6 protein-coding genes and 1 pseudogene are annotated in these 17,182 nt (G+C 66.0%); 6 read left to right on the top strand and 1 reads right to left on the bottom strand.

The annotated features are described in order from the left end of the window. Both B1991_RS15840 and B1991_RS15835 read left to right on the top strand, forming a co-directional pair. Positions 1-167, top strand: a pseudogene (locus B1991_RS15840) (IS3 family transposase); the annotation flags it as partial. A gap of 481 nt (positions 168-648) precedes the next feature. Continuing rightward, positions 649-1,664 (top strand): IS3 family transposase gene (locus B1991_RS15835; RefSeq protein ID WP_425466705.1). Its coding sequence is split into 2 segments (ribosomal slippage): positions 649-847 and positions 847-1,664, totalling 1,017 coding nucleotides; the frame shifts between segments, so codons are not numbered across the junction. 143 nt (positions 1,665-1,807) lie between these two features. On the opposite strand, the gene B1991_RS19195 is transcribed toward B1991_RS15835, so the two are convergent. Further along, positions 1,808-2,002, bottom strand: coding sequence for a ribosome modulation factor (locus B1991_RS19195; protein ID WP_136259647.1), 195 nt, complete (start codon positions 2,000-2,002; stop codon positions 1,808-1,810). A 284-nt stretch (positions 2,003-2,286) separates the two neighbouring features. Here B1991_RS19195 and B1991_RS15825 point away from each other — a divergent pair, with 284 nt between their 5' ends. From B1991_RS15825 to B1991_RS15815, 4 genes are all read left to right on the top strand, one after another. Continuing rightward, on the top strand, positions 2,287-2,526 hold the full coding sequence (locus B1991_RS15825) for a hypothetical protein (RefSeq protein ID WP_136259646.1): 240 nt from the start codon (positions 2,287-2,289) through the stop codon (positions 2,524-2,526). A 296-nt stretch (positions 2,527-2,822) separates the two neighbouring features. After that, entirely contained in the window at positions 2,823-3,635 is an 813-nt protein-coding gene (locus tag B1991_RS15820) for a sulfotransferase family protein (protein WP_136259645.1), read from the top strand. A 323-nt stretch (positions 3,636-3,958) separates the two neighbouring features. Beyond that, positions 3,959-4,129 carry a hypothetical protein gene (locus B1991_RS18790; protein ID WP_168709684.1) on the top strand — a complete coding sequence of 57 codons (171 nt, stop codon included), beginning with the start codon at positions 3,959-3,961 and terminating at the stop codon, positions 4,127-4,129. 225 nt (positions 4,130-4,354) lie between these two features. Then, on the top strand, positions 4,355-17,182 hold the full coding sequence (locus B1991_RS15815; protein WP_168709683.1) for an autotransporter-associated beta strand repeat-containing protein: 12,828 nt from the start codon (positions 4,355-4,357) through the stop codon (positions 17,180-17,182).

The raw sequence follows: 17,182 nt of genomic DNA, 5'->3' as shown, positions 1-17,182 counted from the left end.
TCAAACGAGCGCGGGTGCTCCTTCGCTTGTACCGGACTCGCGACGAGGCGCGGGCCGATCTGTTCGATTACCTTGAGCGGTTCCACAACCCGCGCATGCGTCGTAGAGTTGCTCGGCGCGACCGGGAGTTTTCAGCCTTAATCAAACCGTCCGTGGAAACGGGGTAGAACCCTCAGACGTTTTCTTGTTGCTCACCTTGGTGGTGGCCAAGGGAAACAACGAACGTATGGTGCAGCTCACGACGCTGGAGCTGACCTCCGTGTCACCGCCGTTGGCGCTTCCCGTTACGATGACGTGCGTTCTTCCCGACGAGCCGCTCCCCGAGCTATGCCATCACGGTATCCAGTTCTACGGAACCTGAGGAGCCAAGGCTGTCGCTCACCACCGGCATCCTGAGACATCGGCAGCGTCTCGAAGCTGGCTTTGAGTCACGATCCTATGACTGTCGGTGATTAGGGTGCGTTATCGGGGGTAGGGTGGCACGGCTTTCGATCCCAAAAGCTCCTCTTTGAGGACCTCGCGACGTCCCCCCGGTTTTGAGTAGCACCGTGGTTTGGAGTCCAATCCCCCACCTGAAGGAGATTGGACGTGAAGAAGCGGTTTACCGAAGAACAGATCATCGGCTTCCTGCGTGAGGCGGAAGCCGGCATGCCGGTGAAGGAGCTGTGCCGCAAGCACGGCTTCAGCGAGGCCTCGTACTACCTGTGGCGCAGCAAGTTCGGCGGGATGAGTGTCCCCGACGCCAAGCGCCTGAAGGAGCTGGAGACGGAGAACGGTCGGCTGAAGAAGCTGCTGGCCGAGCAGGTGCTCGAGAACGAGGTGATCAAGGACGCCCTGCGAAAAAAGTGGTGAGCGCACCGGCTCGACGCGAGCTGGTGCGCCAGATGGTCGACCAGGGATTGAGCGAGCGAGGTGCGCTGGCGGTCGCCGGCATGAGCGCCAGCGCGTATCGCTACGCGACGCGCCCGGATCGCAACGGGGAGCTCCGGCAACGGATTGTGGCCCTTGCGCAGCGGTACAAACGCTATGGCGTGGGAATGATCCATCTGAAGCTGCGGCAAGCGGGGCTGCTGGTGAACTACAAACGCGTGGAACGGCTGTATCAGGAAGCCCGGCTGCAGGTGCGACGCCGCAAGCGAAAGAAGGTGCCCGTTGCCGAACGCCAGCCGCTGGCTCGCCCGAGGGCAGCCAATGAGGTCTGGTCGATGGACTTCGTGTTTGATCGCACGGCCGAAGGCCGCGTTCTGAAGTGCCTGACGGTCGTCGATGACGCCACCCATGAAGCAGTCGTCATCGAAGTCGAACGGGCGATCTCCGGCGTCGGCGTGACACGGGTGATGGATCGCCTGGCGCTCAGTCGTGGTCTGCCGAAGGTGATCCGAAGCGATAACGGCAAGGAGTTCTGCGGCAAGGCGATGGTGACCTGGGCGCACGAGCGTGGCGTGCAGCTGCGCCTGATCGAACCGGGCAAGCCGAACCAGAACGCGTACATCGAATCGTTCAACGGTCGCCTGCGCGACGAATGCCTCAACGAGCATTGGTTTCCCACCCTGCTGCATGCACGCGCCGAGATCGAGCGTTGGCGGCAGGAATACAACGAGGAGCGACCGAAGAAGGCGCTGGGCGGGCTGACACCCGCCGCCTATGCGAAGCAGTTAAAGTGACCCTGGACTCTAAACCGTCCCGCTACTCAAAGCGGGGGGACGTCGCTCGAACGACGCTAAGAATGGAGGCAAGCAACTTCGGGCAACATGGCCCGTCTGGTGACACCTGCATTACGTGGACGTCGCTGAATCGATGCCGAAGGTTAGTCGCGTATTTCGTCTTGGGACTTCTTGGTCGGCTTCGATTGCTCGCGGTGCCACCAACCCCCATGCCAAGCAAGAGCCATCGCGGAGCCGTGCCGATATGGGCAAGGCTCTTGTGGCTTGCCTCGATCGCGGACGTAGTGGCCTTCTATCCATGTCTTCAGTGGATATTCGATCTGGTTCTCCTTGATCATGTTGGCGTCCTCTTGGCCGTCGTACATCGCTTCTCAGCACGGCTTTGGGAATAGCGCCAAGGACAACAGTCGATAAAAAACCCGCCGAAGCGGGCTGGTCCATCTGGGCCGGGGGAAACTGCGGGAAAAGGCGCCTCACGGCGGCGTTAGCTACAGAGTGAATCTGTTCACATTTTCGTCTTCTACGGATTTCTTGTAACGTGATTTCTGTCACGTTCACGGCTTTTTATGCATGGTTGACAGCGGAACCCAGCAGATCCGATCTCAGCTTCAGGTGGTGACCGATGACTCAGAGCTATCTGCCATTGCTGCACCTATTCGCCGAGTCCGCACTCATCCAGCGGACACCGGAAAACAATGTTCTTTTTGCGCCTTTGGTTGAGCGGGGCTTGATCTATGCCACCGTTAGCCAATGCTGGAAATTGAGTGAACTGGGCCGCCGCGCGCTAGCTGAGGATTCGGGACGTAAACCTCAGGTCGCCCGTGCACCGTTCGTCGAACCGGAAAACTCGGGCTCACCATGACGCACATGCCCTTCAAGTCACTCCTGGTTCAATGCGGGCGATCTGACCTGAAACTGAGAAGGCGCTGACGCGCTCATCAGCTGACGCGCATGCACGACCTCGATCGAAGGTATGAGATGTGCGTCGACTTTTACGAACCGGACTTCCTTCGCCACATGGGTAGGGCCAGCCAGTCGATTGACGAGGTAGCCAAGGCTTGCGTGCCCTTACAAAAAGCTCGGCAAAGTGGAGACGCACACCACGCACGATTACCAACTACATTGACTTTCCGTACAATCGGCCAGAAAGGGGAAGTAATGCAACCGGTTCATTTCATTTCAGGCTTGCCCAGGTCAGGATCCACTCTGTTGGCGGCTCTGTTGCGGCAAAATCCCCGGTTTCACGCGCATATGAGCAGTCCGCTCGCAGGCATGGTCGACGCCATGTTGGGCGAGATGAGCGATCGAAACGAGCTTGCTGCCTTCATCACCGACGAGCAGCGCCAGCGCGTGCTGCACGCTCTTTTCGCGAGCTATTACGGCGCGGAGTTCGCGGCCGGCGTCATCTTCGATACAAGCCGAAAATGGTGTTCGAGGCTGTCGGTACTGAGTGAAGTCTTCCCGGACTTCAAGATCATTGCATGCGTGCGCCACGTGTCATGGATCGTCGACAGCCTGGAGCGGGCAGTCCAGAGGAATGCCTTGCGTCCATCTTTCATGTTCAATTTCCAGACCGGGAGCACGGTCTATAACCGGGCCGAAGGGGTCGCCTTCGGCGAGGGCATCGTGGGCTACTCCTACAACGCATTGAAGGACGCGTTCTACGGCAGGCATGCGCATCACCTGATGCTGCTGCAGTACGAAACGCTGGTGCGCGATCCCGCCATGGCCATGGCGGCGGTCTACGATTTCATCGGGGAGTCGCCGTTCCCGCACGATTTCGACAACGTGCATTTCGATGCCGGCGAATTCGACGAGCGCACCGGCATGCCGGGCTTGCATGCGGTTGGCAGGAAGGTGGTCGCACCCGAACGCACGACGGTGTTGCCGCCGGATATCTTCCGGCGCTTCGAGAACGATGCGTTCTGGCTCAACGCGCGGGCGAACATCCACGGCGTGACTGTCGTGTAAGTCCCTAAATGAAGGAGCGTACCTGTAGCCCGATCAGCCGGCTGTGGCTCACACTGAAGGCACCACCGCCTTGCCCCAGAACAGGTCTTCTGCGAGTGCGAGTGAACCTCCGATCCTTGCAATAAACAGGCAAGCGCCAGTGCGAGCAGATTTCGGGACTGGTGGCATGCGTCACGCCAGGGACAGGGCATTTGAGCTGGGCTTACCCCCCCCCCTAATCAAAGGCTAGCTTCCCGCGGGAACTGCGACTAATCTGCATCCAAACCCTCCGGCCTTCTTCCGCTGTAGGCCACGGACGGGTTCCTTCCTCAAAGGAACGAGCGATGGCATCTACGCTTGACGAAGGAAATCCCGCGTACCCGGCATTGGCCGCGCTACCCGGTGACGTCTGCGAGGTCAGCCTCGTTCCACGCCTCATCTATCACGCGACCAACAGCGATCGCGGCGTGCAGAACGCCGCGGTCGCTGTTGGTGCGCAGGTGTGGTGCAACTGACTCACCGAGTAGCTGGATTGTCGTTTCATCGGAGAACTAAGGGGCTGCGGATCAACTAGCGACTGTCGAACGCGCTGAGCGTGACGCTACCGACAGGGATTCGCTTGCGCGAAACGTTTTGGAATGCCATGAGATGTTCGTTGCGGTGCACGCGTCATTGCGCGCGCCGGCATCACTGTCAGGGACGCCCGGATGATTGCCGGGCCACAGGGGAAGGGGAGACATATGAACCGCATTTTTCGTGTCATCTGGTCCAGGGCGCTGCATACCTGGGTGGTCGCATCCGAGCTGGCCACGCGCCGGGGCAAAGGTAGCCGCGAGGTCGACCAGCGGCGGGCTTGCGGGGATGTGGCCAGTTGCCAGGCCATCGAATCCGCGGGGTTGGCGCGGTCATGGCCGCTGCGGCTGAGCATCCTCGCCGCGCTGATGGCGCTGTACGCGCCGGCGCAGGCCGCTACCCGCTATTGGGATCCCAACAATACGGCGGTCGGCTACGGCGGTACCGGCACTTGGGACACGAGCGGCGCATTCTGGAGCCCGAACAACGACGGCGTCAGCGGCCCCTACAGTGCCTGGAACAACGCCGCGCTGGATGACGCTTTCTTCGGCAGCACCGCCGGCACGGTGACCCTGGGCGGTCCGATCACCGTCCACAACATTACCTTCCAGACCAATGGCTATACCCTCACCGGGGGCAGCTTGACGCTGGGCGGCACCAGTCCGACGCTTTCGGTGACAACGGGCACCTCGACCATCGCATCGCCGATCACCAGCACCAGCGGGTTGATCAAGGCCGGCGCAGGCGCACTGACGCTGACCGGCAGCAATACCTTCGGCGGCGGCATCGACATCAACGGCGGAACGCTGACGCTGAACGCCGCCAACAGCTTCACCGGCGACATCAACGTTACCGGCGGCAACCTCAGCATAGGAGCAATTGGCGACGCAGCCCTGGGCAATATTGGCAACGGGATCAATCTGAGTGGCGGGCAAACGATAACTGCGAGCGGCACGATTTCGGCAAGCCGCACTGTCAATCTCGTGAGCGGTATCGGCAATATCAGGGGTAGCTCACTCGGCGGCCTGTTCTACACGGGTGCCGGCGGCATGAACGTGGGGGACGGCATCGCGCTCACCAATGACGCGAACAACTATCAGGGACAAACCCAATTCACGACCTTGCCGGGTTGGAGCGGCAGTTCCAATTCCTTCAGTTCGATCGCGGATCTGGGTGTGGCCAGCGCGCTCGGCGCGCCCACCACCGTGGCCAACGGCACCATCCTGATCGGGCCGGGTGGGGGCCAGGCTCTCGGTATATCAGCCCTTAACTACACCGGCACCGGCGACAGTTCCAACCGCAACTGGCAATTCAGGCCGGGCAACTATGGCGGAGCGGCCTACTTGTACAACAACGGCAGCGGAACGCTGACGCTGACCGGGGACATGGCCGCCACTGGCGGCTCGCGATCCTTCGGCTTCATCGCCGCGTCGGCGGACATGGATCTGCTGGGTGTGATCAGCAGCAATTCCGGTCGCACCGCTGCGTTCAGTGCCAACAGCGGCTACACGATCAGGCTGGGTAGCGCCAATACGTTCTCCGGTGTGGCAAGTATCGGCGGTGCTGGCACGGTCGAGGCGTCGCTGATCTCCGATGCCGGCGTCGCCGGATCCCTGGGGACCGGTGCGATCTCCGTCGGCGGCAACCTCTCCTATGTCGGCGCAGGAGAGTCGACCACCAAGAACTGGACCATCTCCAACGGTTCGCTCGACAGCAATGGCGCGGGGGCATTGGCGCTGAGCGGGACGGTGGCCATCGGCGGCACCGCCACCCTCGGCGGCAGTTTTACCGGCGCCGACAACATCATCTCCGGCGTCATTTCCGGTGCAGGCAACCTGCGCAGCGCGGGCAGCGCCACCTGGACGTTGACCGGCACCAATACCTATACCGGCAGCACCATCGTCGACAGCGGCGTACTTCGCGCCGGTACCGCAAGCGCCTTCGGTGGGTCCACTACCGCACAGGTCAACGGCGGGACGCTGGACTTCAACGATTTCGACCAGACCTTCAGCACGCTCACCGGCACGGGCGGCACGGTGGACCTGGGCACCGCCAACCTCACCTTGCAGGCGGCAGCGGGTACCACGGCGACCTATGCCGGCAGCATCACCGGCAGCGGCGGCCTGACCAAGCTGGGCGCCAGCACGCAGACCTTAACCGGCGCCAGCACCTATACCGGCGCCACCTCCATCGGCGGCGGCACCCTCAACCTGGACTTCCGCCCTGCCGGCGGGCCGACCAGCAGCATCATTGCCAGTGCTTCCACGCTCAACATGAGCGGCGGCGTGCTCAACGTGCTCGGCGCGGCGGGCGAGAGCAATACCCAGACCTTCAATGGCCTCAACATCACCGGCAGCAACAACACCATCAGCGCCACATCCGGCAGTGGCGGCAACCTGACCGTCAACCTGGGCGCGATCACCCGCACCGGCGGGCTGATGAACTTCAACCTGCCGGCCAGCGGCAACATCACCACCACCAATACCGCGCTGGGCGGCTGGGCCACGGTCAACGGCAAGGACTACGCCAAGGTGGTGGGCGGCAACATCACCGCCTTCACCGCAGCCGACTACACCAACAAGGACAACGCGGCCAACTGGCTGGACAACGAGTACATCACCGACGCCACCGGCTTCTTCGGCACGGTGACCGGCACCAAGCAACTGGGCGGCTTGCGGTATACGGTCGCCAAGTCCACCACGGTGACGGTGAGCCCCGGCCAGACCCTGGGCGTGGACGGCGCGATCATCGTGGCGCCAACGGTGCTGAACACCAACCAGGTGATCACCGGCGGCATGCTGACCGGCGCCAATGGCGGCGACCTGGGCATCCAGCAGAACAGTACCGGCAACTTCACCATCGCCTCGCAGATCGTGGACAACGGCACCCCCATGGGTTTCGTCAAGGCCGGCACCGGCCTGGTCACCCTGACCAATGCCAACAACAGCTATACCGGCGCCACCCAGGTGGTGCAGGGCACGCTGTCGGTGAACACCATCAACAATGGCGGCGTGGCCAGCAGCATCGGCGCATCCGCCGCCGATCCGTCCAACCTGTCGCTGGAGGGCGCCACGCTGAGCTACACCGGCGCCACCACGACCAGCGACCGCGGCTTCACCTTCGCCAAGTCCGGCGCCATCCTGGGCAGTGGCATTGCAGTGACCAATGCCGGCGCCAATCTCACCTTCACCGGCCTGGTCACCAGCCCGGACGGTGCCACGTTCACCAAGAGCGGCGCAGGCACGCTCACCCTGGCCAACGGCGCGAACGACTACACCGGCATCACCACGGTGACCGGTGGCCTGCTGTCGGTGAACACCCTGGCCAATGGCGGCCAGGTCAGCGGCATCGGTGCGTCGTCGGCGGCGTCGGCCAACCTGGTGCTGGACGGCGGCGGCCTGCAGTACACCGGTGCCACCGCCAGCACCAACCGCGGTTTCACCCTGGGCGCGAACAGCGGCACCGTCGACGTGAGCAACGCGGCGACCACCCTGACCGTCAGCGGCACCGTCGTGCAGCAGGCGGGGGGGAACCGTAGACTGACCAAGAACGGCGCCGGCACGCTGGTGCTCTCCGGCACCAACACCTATACGGGCGGTAACACGGTCAATGCGGGCGTATTGCGTGCCGGCTCGACCCAGGCGTTTGGTGCCCTTAGCGGCGTTGGCGTCATGACGCTGGCCAATGTGGCCGGCGTCACCCTGGACCTCGACAATTTCGACAACAGCATCGGCCCGCTCAACGGCGGCGGCGCCAACGGTGGCAACGTCACGCTCGGCTCGGCCACCCTGCGCATCGCCAGCGGCAACGGCAGCTATGCGGGCGTGATCAGCGGCAGCGGCGGTGTCTGGCGCACCAACGGCGGCACCCAAACCTTCAGCGGCTGCAACAACACCTACACCGGCGCCACCACCCTGGCTGCCGTCTTGCAAGTGGATTGCCTGGCCAACGGCGGCCAGGCCAGCGGCATCGGCGCGTCCAGCAGCGCGTCGGCCAATCTGACGTTTGCCAACGGCAACTTGAACTATACCGGCGGCAGCGTAAGCATCGATCGCGGGTTCAATCTTTCCGGCTATGGCGTCATCGATGTGGTCAACGGCACCATGCTCGGCTTCAGCGGCCAGGTGGTCGGCGGAGGCGAGTTGTACAAAGACGACGCCGGCACGCTGGTGCTGTCCGGCAACAACACCTACACCAACAACACCCACGTCAGAGGCGGCACGCTGCGCGCAGGTTCGAACACGGCCTTCGGCAGCACCAACTCCTTCTGGATGGACAACACCGCCGGCGCCTTGCTGGACCTGAACAGTTTCAACGCCAACGCAGGCATGCTTATCGGCGGCGGCGCCGCGGGCGGAAACATCGCCTTGGGCACGGGTACGCTGACGATCAGGGACGGTGGCAATCAGACGTACGCGGGCGCGATCAGCGGCACCGGCAACCTGGTCAAGAACGGCACCGGCACTCAGACGCTGTCCGGCTGCAATAGCAGCTATAGCGGAATGACGACGATCAACGCCGGCGTGCTGGCGGTCAGCTGCCTGCCAAACGGCGGCGTCAACAGCGCGATCGGCGCATCCAGCGCGGCTCCCGCCAACCTGGTGCTCAACGGTGGCACCCTGCGCTACACCGGCCCGGGCGACAGTACCGACCGGCAGTTCACCCTCGGCGCCAATGGCGGCACGCTCGATGCGTCCGGTAGCGGCATTATCGAGTTCGCCTCCACCGCCCCGGTCACCCTGGCCGGTGCCAATGCCGCGCGCACGCTCACCTTGACCGGCACCAACACTGGCTACAACCTGCTCGCCGCGCAGCTGGACAACAGCGGTGCCGGCGTCACCTCGCTGACCAAGACCGGCACCGGCACCTGGCGCCTGACCAACGCCAACAGCACTTACACCGGTGTGACCCGGATCAACGGCGGCATCCTCAGCGTCGACCAGATGGCCAACGGCGGCCAAGCCAGCAGCATCGGCGCCTCGACCAACGCGGCGGCCAACCTGGTGATCGGCAACGGTTCAACGCTGCGCTACACCGGTGCCGGCGACACCACCGACCGCCGCTTCACCCTGGACACCGGCGTCACCTTCATCGAATCCTCCGGCACCGGCGCGTTGCAGTTCACCAACACCGGGGGGGTGACCCTGCTTGGCACCAACACCGCGCGCACCATTGCCCTGGGCGGCATCGATACCGGCAACAACACCATGGGCGGAGCCATGGGCGACAACGGCACCGGCAAGACCACGCTGGCCAAGAACGACAGCGGCACCTGGGTGCTGACCGGCAACAACACGTATACCGGCAACACCGTCATCAACGACGGCAACCTGATGATCGGCAACGGCGGCACCACCGGCAACGCCGGCGCCGGCAATGTGATCGTGGATTCGCCGACCTCGACGCTGTCGTTGAACCGAAGCGACATCTTCACCTTCAGCGGCACCTTGAGCGGCCCGGGCACCCTGGCGCAGATCGGCACCGGCACCAGCGTGCTGACCTCGGCGACCAACCAGATCGGCGCGACCACCATCAGCGCCGGCACGCTGCAGGTGGATGGCACCTTGCAGACCCCCACCGTCGACATGAGCGGCACCTCGGCGCTGACCGTGAACGGCACGGTGCAGGCGGCCGGACCCACGCAGACGGCCCTTACCGGCGACGCCGGCGACCAGACCGTCACGGTGGGCACGGGTGGCACGCTGCTGGCCAGCGGCGACCTGGGCGACGGCAGCGACATCGTCGACCTGAGCGGTACCCTGAACACAGGTGCCGGCACGCTGGGCCTGGGCAACGGCGACGACACCCTGGTCCTTCACGATGGCTCGCAGATGCTGGGCGGAGGGGTGAACGCTTCCGGCGGCGGCGGCACCGACACGCTGGTAGTCGATACGGCGCTGGGCTACACCCTGGACGGCGGCGCCGTCGACACGTTCGACATCCTCACCAAACAGAACACCGGCACGTTGACGCTGACCGGCGACCACGACTTCGGCGTGGCAACCCACATCGACGGCGGCACCCTGGACGTGACCGGCACGCTGGCGACGGCCAGCCTCACCATGGCCGACGACACCACGCTCAATGTGGATGGCACCCTCGATGACGGCCTGGCGGGTCCCGCGATCGTCACCGGCAGCGCCGGCGCCAATACGATCAACGTGGCCGTCGGCGCCACGCTGGCCGCCAGCGGCGACCTCGGCGATGGCGCCGACACCGTCACCCTGGCGGGAGAGCTGGACACCGGCGTCAATACGCTGGCCCTGGGTGACGGCGACGATACCCTGACCTTGCAGAGCGGCGCCTTCATCACCGGCGCCGGCGTCGACGCCGGCACCGGTACCAACGACACCCTGGTGCTGGACAGTGCCTCGGGCCTAGTCTTCGACGGCGGCCAGACGATCGGTTTCGAAAGCCTGATCAAGCAGAACATCGACATCGCGAGGATGATCGGCAGCCAGACTTTCACCGCAGGGACGTCGATCACCGGCGGCACCCTGGATATAGCCGGCAGCCTGACCACGCCGACCGTGGCCATGGCCGACGGCACGACGCTCAATGTCGATGGCTCGCTGCAAGCTGGCAGCGGCTTGGCGGCAGTGATCACCGGCAGTGCCGGCGCCAACACGGTGACGGTGGGACCGGGCGGAACCTTGCTGGCCAACGGCGACCTGGGCGCCGGCGACGACGTACTGGACGTGGCCGGCACGCTCGATACCGGTATGGGCGTATTCGCGCTGGGCGACGGCGACGACACCCTGACCATCCACGAAGGCACCAACATCATCGGTACCGTATCGGCCGGTGCCGGCAACGACACCTTCGACACCCATATCGACACCGTGGCCGACCTGGGTGCGGTGCAGGGCTTCGAGACGTTGAGCAAGACCGGCACCGGCGTGCTGAACATCAACGGCCCGTTGAGCTCGGACTTCAACACGGTGAACGTGGCCGCCGGCACCCTGGACGTGACCGCCGGCGGCAGCGTGGTGGGCAGCCCGGGCATTCCGTTGACCACCACCGTGGCCACCGGCGCCACGCTGAACGTGGACGGCAGCTACGGCTGCAGCGCCGGCGACGACACGATGACCGTGGCCGGCACGGTGTCGGGCGGCGGCACCATCGACCTGTGCGGCGGCGACGACACGCTGACGCTGCAGGACGGTGCGGTACTGGCCAACACCATCAGCGGCGGCACCGGTACTGGTGACAAACTGGTGCTCGACAATGCAGGTGCGCTCAGCTTCGATGCCGGCAATACGAGCAACTTCGAATTGCTGCAGAAGGACAATGTCGGCACCGCCACGCTTACGGGCACGCAGAGCTTCACCGGCGGCACCACGATCAACGCCGGCACGCTGGCCGTGGCCGGCACGCTGAACACGCCGACCATCGCGATGGCCGATGCCACCACCTTGAACGTGGACGGGACGGTGCAAGCGGGCGCCGGTGCGCCGACGATCATCACCGGCAGCGCCGGCGCCAACACGGTGACGGTGGGCGCGGGCGGGACGCTGCTGGCGACGGGCGACCTGGGCGCCGGGGTCGACACGCTGGACATCAGCGGCACCCTGGACACCGGCGGCGGCGTGTTCGCGCTGGGCGATGGCGACGACAATTTCGTGGTGCACGACGGCACCGTGGTGAACGGCACCATCGATGGCGGCGCGGGCCTGGACACGCGCACCTACGACATCAACACGACCGCCAACCTGGGCACGCTGGTGAACTTCGAGGGCGTGACCAAGACCGGCACCGGCGTGCTCAACATCAACGGCCCGGGCGCGACCGACTTGCAGCAGGTCAGTGTTCTGGGCGGCACATTGAACGTCGCGGTCGGCGCCAGCGTGGTGGCGACGGCGGGCAGCTCACTGGACACCATCGTCGCCGCCGGCGCGACCCTGAACGTGGACGGCGGGTTCGGCTGCGGTGATGGCAACGACACGCTGGACGTATCCGGCACGGTGTCGGGCGGCGGCAGCATCGACCTGTGCGGCGGTGACGACACCCTGACCTTGAACGACGGCGCGGACCTGAGCGGGCTGGCCAATCCGATCGATGGCAACGTGGGCAACGACCGCGTGGTGCTCAACAACGCCAGCGCCCTGACGCTGGACGGGGGCCAGGTCGCCAACTTCGAAATACTGCAAAAGGACAACAGCGGCGAAGCGACCCTGACCGGAACGCAGAGCTTCAGCGGCGGCACCGCGCTCAATGGCGGCACCCTGACCGTAGCCGGCACGCTGGACACGCCGACCGTGGCGATGGCCGACAACACCGTGCTCAACGTCGATGGCCTGCTGGAGGCCAGCGGCGGCACCGATGCGGTGATCAGCGGTAGCAGTGGCGTCAACACCGTCCACGTGGCGCAAGGCGGCCTGCTGGTCGCCAGCGGCGACCTGGGTGCGGGCGACGACGTGCTGGACGTGGCCGGTGCCCTGGTGACGGGCGGCAACACCCTGTCCCTGGGCGATGGCAGCGACACTTTCACCATCCATGACGGCACCGTGGTGCTGGGCACGGTGGACGGCGGTGCGGGTGTGGATACCTTCAATCCGGACATCGACACCAGCGCCGACCTGGGTGCGTTGACCAACTTCGAGGTCCTGACCAAGACCGGCGTGGGCGTGCTCAACGTCAACGGTCCCGGACAGTCGGACTTCGCCGAGGTGAACGTGCTGGACGGCAGCTTGAACGTCGGCCCGGCCGGCGGCATCGGCGGCGTGCAGGACGCCACCGTGGCGAGCGGCGCCACGCTCAACCTGGACGGCGGCCTGGGGTTCACCAGCGGCGACGACACCCTGACCGTGGCCGGCACCGTGACCGGCACCGGCACGCTCGACCTGGGCGACGGCAACGACACCTTCACCCTGCAAGACGGTGCCGACCTGTCCGGGCTGGCCACGCCGGTCAGTGGCGGCGCGGGTACCGATACCCTGGTGGCCGACCTGGCCGGCAGCGCCACATTGGGCGGCGCGATCAACTTCGAGACGCTGACCAAGACCAACATCGGCACCTTGAACATCGCGGGCCCGGCGGCTTCGAGCTTCACTACTGTCAACGTCGACGGCGGCACGCTGGACATCGGCGCGGCCGGTAGCCTGACCGGGGTACAGAGCGCGAGCGTGGCCAGTGGCGCCAGCCTGGTCGTGGACGGCACGATGCAGTTCACGCCCGGCGCGGACAGCTTCCTGGTGGCGGGCAACGTCAGCGGGTCCGGTACGCTCGACATGCTCGATGGTGACGACACGCTCACCCTGCAGGACGGTGCCGACCTGAGCGGGCTGGCCAACGCCATCGATGGCGGCGCGGGTACCGACACCGTGGTCGCGGACATCGCCGGCAACGCGACCCTGGGCGGCGCGACGAACTTCGAGACCTTGACCAAGACCAACACGGGCACCTTGCTGGTGGCCGGCCCGGCCCTGTCGGACTTCACCACGGTGAACGTCGACGGCGGCACGCTGGACATCGGTCCGGCCGGCAGCCTCAGCGGCGCGGTCACCACCACCGTGGCCAATGGTGCGACCTTGCACGTGGATGGCAGCTTCAGCGGCTCGGCCGGCGATGACACCATGACGGTGGCCGGCGCGATCAGCGGCAGCGGCCCGATCGCCTTCGGCGATGGCGACGACACGCTGACGCTCAACGACGGCGCGGACCTGAGCGGCTTCACCGGTACGCTGGACGGCGGCGCACACGGCACCGGCGATACCGTGGTGCTCAACAACGCCGCAGCGCTGAGCTTCGGCGCCGGGGCGGTCATCAACTTCGAGTTCCTGAGCAAGACCAACACCGGCACGGCGACCTTGACCGGGAACCAGAGCTACAGCGGCGGCACCACGCTTGCCGGGGGCACGCTGGCCGTGGCCGGGGCGTTGGAAACGCCGAGCGTGACGATGGCCGACGACACCACGTTGGCCGTGGATGGCACCCTCAACGCCGGTCCCGTGGACCCGGCGACCATCACCGGCAGTGCCGGCGCCAACACGGTGACGGTGGGCGCGGGCGGCATGCTGCTGGCGAACGGCGATCTGGGCGCCGGCAGCGATGTGCTCGACGTGACGGGCACGCTGGATACCGCCGGCGGCACGTTTGCGCTGGGCGACGGCGACGACAGCTTCGTGGTGCACGACGGCACCGTGGTGAACGGCACCATCGATGGCGGCGCCGGCCTGGACACGCGCGTCTACGACATCAACCTGGCCGCCAACCTGGGCGCGCTGGTCAACTTCGAGGGCGTGACCAAGACCGGCACCGGCGTGCTCAACATCACCGGGCCGGTCGCCACGGATCTGCAGGAAGTGCAGGTGCTCGGCGGGACCTTGAACGTCGGCCCGGCCGGCAGCGTGGTGGCGATCGCCGGCAGCCTGCTCAACACCGTGGTGGCCGCTGGCGCGACCTTGAACGTCGACGGCAGCTACGGCTGTGGCGCCAGCAACGACACGATGACCGTGGCCGGTACGGTGTCGGGCAGCGGCACGATCGACCTGTGCGGCGGCGACGACACGCTGACCCTCAATGACGGCGCGGTGCTCAACGCCACCATCAGCGGCGGCCCGAACGGTGCTGGCGATACGGTAGTGCTGAACAACGCCAACGCGCTGACGTTCGACGCCACCCGCACGATCAACTTCGAGTACCTGCAGAAGGACAACAGCGGCGTAGCGACGCTGACCGGAACGCAAAGCTTCACCGGCGGCACCACGCTCAATGGCGGCACCCTGAGCGTGGCCGGCACGCTGGACACGCCGACCGTGGCGATGGGCGACAACACCGTGCTCCAGGTCGACGGCACGGTGCAGGCGGCCGGCGGCGCGAGCGTCGCGCTCAGTGGCAGCGGCGGCACCAACACGGTGACGGTGGGCGCAGGAGGAACCTTGCGGGCCGCGGGTGATCTGGGCGACGGCAACGATGTGCTGGACGTGGCCGGCACGCTCGACACGGGCGCAGGCAGCGTGCTGCTCGGGGCCGGCGATGACAGGCTGACGATCCACGACAACACCGCGATCGTCGGCACGGTGGTGGCCGGGGCGGGCAACGACACCTTCAACGCCGACATCGCCGGGCACGCCGACCTGGGCGCGGTGCAGCAGTTCGAGACGCTGAGCAAGACCAACGCCGGCGTGCTTAACGTCAACGGCCCGATGAGTTCGGACTTCACCACCGTCAACGTGCTCGGCGGCAGCTTGAACGTCACCGCGGGCGGCAGTGTCGCCGCACAGGCCACGACCGTCGCCGCCGGCGCGACCCTGCAGGTCGCCGGCAGCTATACCGGCACCGCGGGCGACGACACCTTCGTCTCGCGCGGTACCGTGATCGGTGCACTGGCCTTCGGCGCCGGCAACGATAGCGTGGACTTCATCGGCGGCAACATGAGCGGAGTCACCGCGCTGGATGGTGGCGCCGGGACCGACCGGCTCGGCTTCAGCGGGCAGACCCTGGACGGCAATACCTTGCCCACGCTGACGAGCTGGGAGCGCGTCGAACTGCTGGACGGTAGCGCGCTGACCCTGGGCCAGGCGCTCGATTTGGGCGGCGGTGTGCTGGCGATCGACGCCACTTCGCACCTTGTCGCCAACGCCGGCGCGAGCATCGGCGGTAGCGTCGAGAACGCCGGGCTGATCGACGTCGGCGTCCATCGTCTGGCGATCCACGGCAACTACACCGGCAACGACGGCACGTTGCAGCTGATGGTGTCGCCGAGCACGCTGAGCACGGGCGGCCTGGACATCGATGGCGACGTGCGCGGCACCACCCGCATCGACTTCGGCAGCGATGGCAGCAACCTGAGCGGGGCGGGCAAGGTTTCGATCCTGGTGATCGCCAGCCCGAACGACAACCCGGCGACGAACGGCAGCTTTGTGCCAGCGAGCACCACCGATGGCGCAGTACGCCTGAACGGCAGCCTGTTCCCCTGGACCTTCGGACAAGCGGCGGACCACAACTGGTACCTGGATGCGCAGGCCGGCCTGCTGCCCGAAATCCCCGCCTACGGCGTCCTGCCGACGCTGGCGACGCTGATGGCCGGGCAGGAAGACGACATCGTGCACCAGCGCCTGACGGGCATCCGCGGCACCGAGCAACCAGCCTGCGGACACCAGCCCGAGCCGCAGGCCGAGAACGCCGGGACCAGCCTGGTCGACGACTGCCACGGCGTCTGGGTGGCCGCCTCCGGCAGCAGCACGGATCTGGGCGCCAACCCGGGCTTTGCGGCCTCCGGCAGCGACGTGGGGCTGTATGTCGGTGCGGACTACGCGGCCGAAAGCGATGGCCAGATGGTGCGGCTCGGCGCCTTCCTGGGCTATCTGCATGGCAACTACTGGACCACCGGCGCCAACTCGACGGGCCTGCCCGGTACCGGCGAAGCCGGCATCCGGCTGGATACGCCGGTCGGCGGCGGCTACGGCAGCCTGCACTGGACCAACGGCGCCTATGTCGACGTGGTCCTGAGCGGCCAGAACCCGCATGCCCGCGTGCGGACGGCGGACGGCTTCAGCGAATCGCTCACCGGCAACGGCGTGACGGTGAGCGCGAAAACCGGCAAGCGCTACACGCTGGACAACGGCTGGACCTTGGAGCCGCAGCTGAAGCTGACCGCCAGCCAGGTGGAGTGGAACGACCAGGTCGACGCCAACGGCCGCGAGCTGACGTTCACGAACCACTGGGTCAACACCGCCCGCGCCGGCCTGCGCACGGAGAAGACGTTCATCACCGACAGCGGCGCCACGATCAAGCCGTGGGTGACGCTGGCGGTCGAGCACACCTTCGGTCAGGGCCGGGACGGCTTGCAGGTGGCCGAACCCGGTGCCGACGGCAACGCGCTGGCCCTGCCGAACCAGGACCTGGGCACAACGGCGCGGATCGATGCCGGCGTGGAGGCCAAGCTCAACCCGCGGGTGAGCCTGTTCGGCGTTCTCTCCGCCAGCCACGGCCTGCACGGCAGCGACTTCCGCGAGCGGGCCGCCAACGTGGGTGTGCGCGTGCGGTGGTAG

The organism is Rhodanobacter lindaniclasticus (assembly GCF_004799035.1).
GTDB classification, from domain to species: domain Bacteria; phylum Pseudomonadota; class Gammaproteobacteria; order Xanthomonadales; family Rhodanobacteraceae; genus Rhodanobacter; species Rhodanobacter lindaniclasticus.
This window is presented reverse-complemented; position numbering and strand designations above follow the sequence as displayed.

Bases quoted from the DNA above. Each gene is read 5' to 3' on its own strand.
- B1991_RS19195 (WP_136259647.1), bottom strand. From the start codon at position 2,002: ATGATCAAGGAGAACCAGATCGAATATCCACTGAAGACATGGATAGAA.
- B1991_RS15825 (WP_136259646.1), top strand. From the start codon at position 2,287: ATGACTCAGAGCTATCTGCCATTGCTGCACCTATTCGCCGAGTCCGCA.
- B1991_RS15820 (WP_136259645.1), top strand. From the start codon at position 2,823: ATGCAACCGGTTCATTTCATTTCAGGCTTGCCCAGGTCAGGATCCACT.
- B1991_RS18790 (WP_168709684.1), top strand. From the start codon at position 3,959: ATGGCATCTACGCTTGACGAAGGAAATCCCGCGTACCCGGCATTGGCC.
- B1991_RS15815 (WP_168709683.1), top strand. From the start codon at position 4,355: ATGAACCGCATTTTTCGTGTCATCTGGTCCAGGGCGCTGCATACCTGG.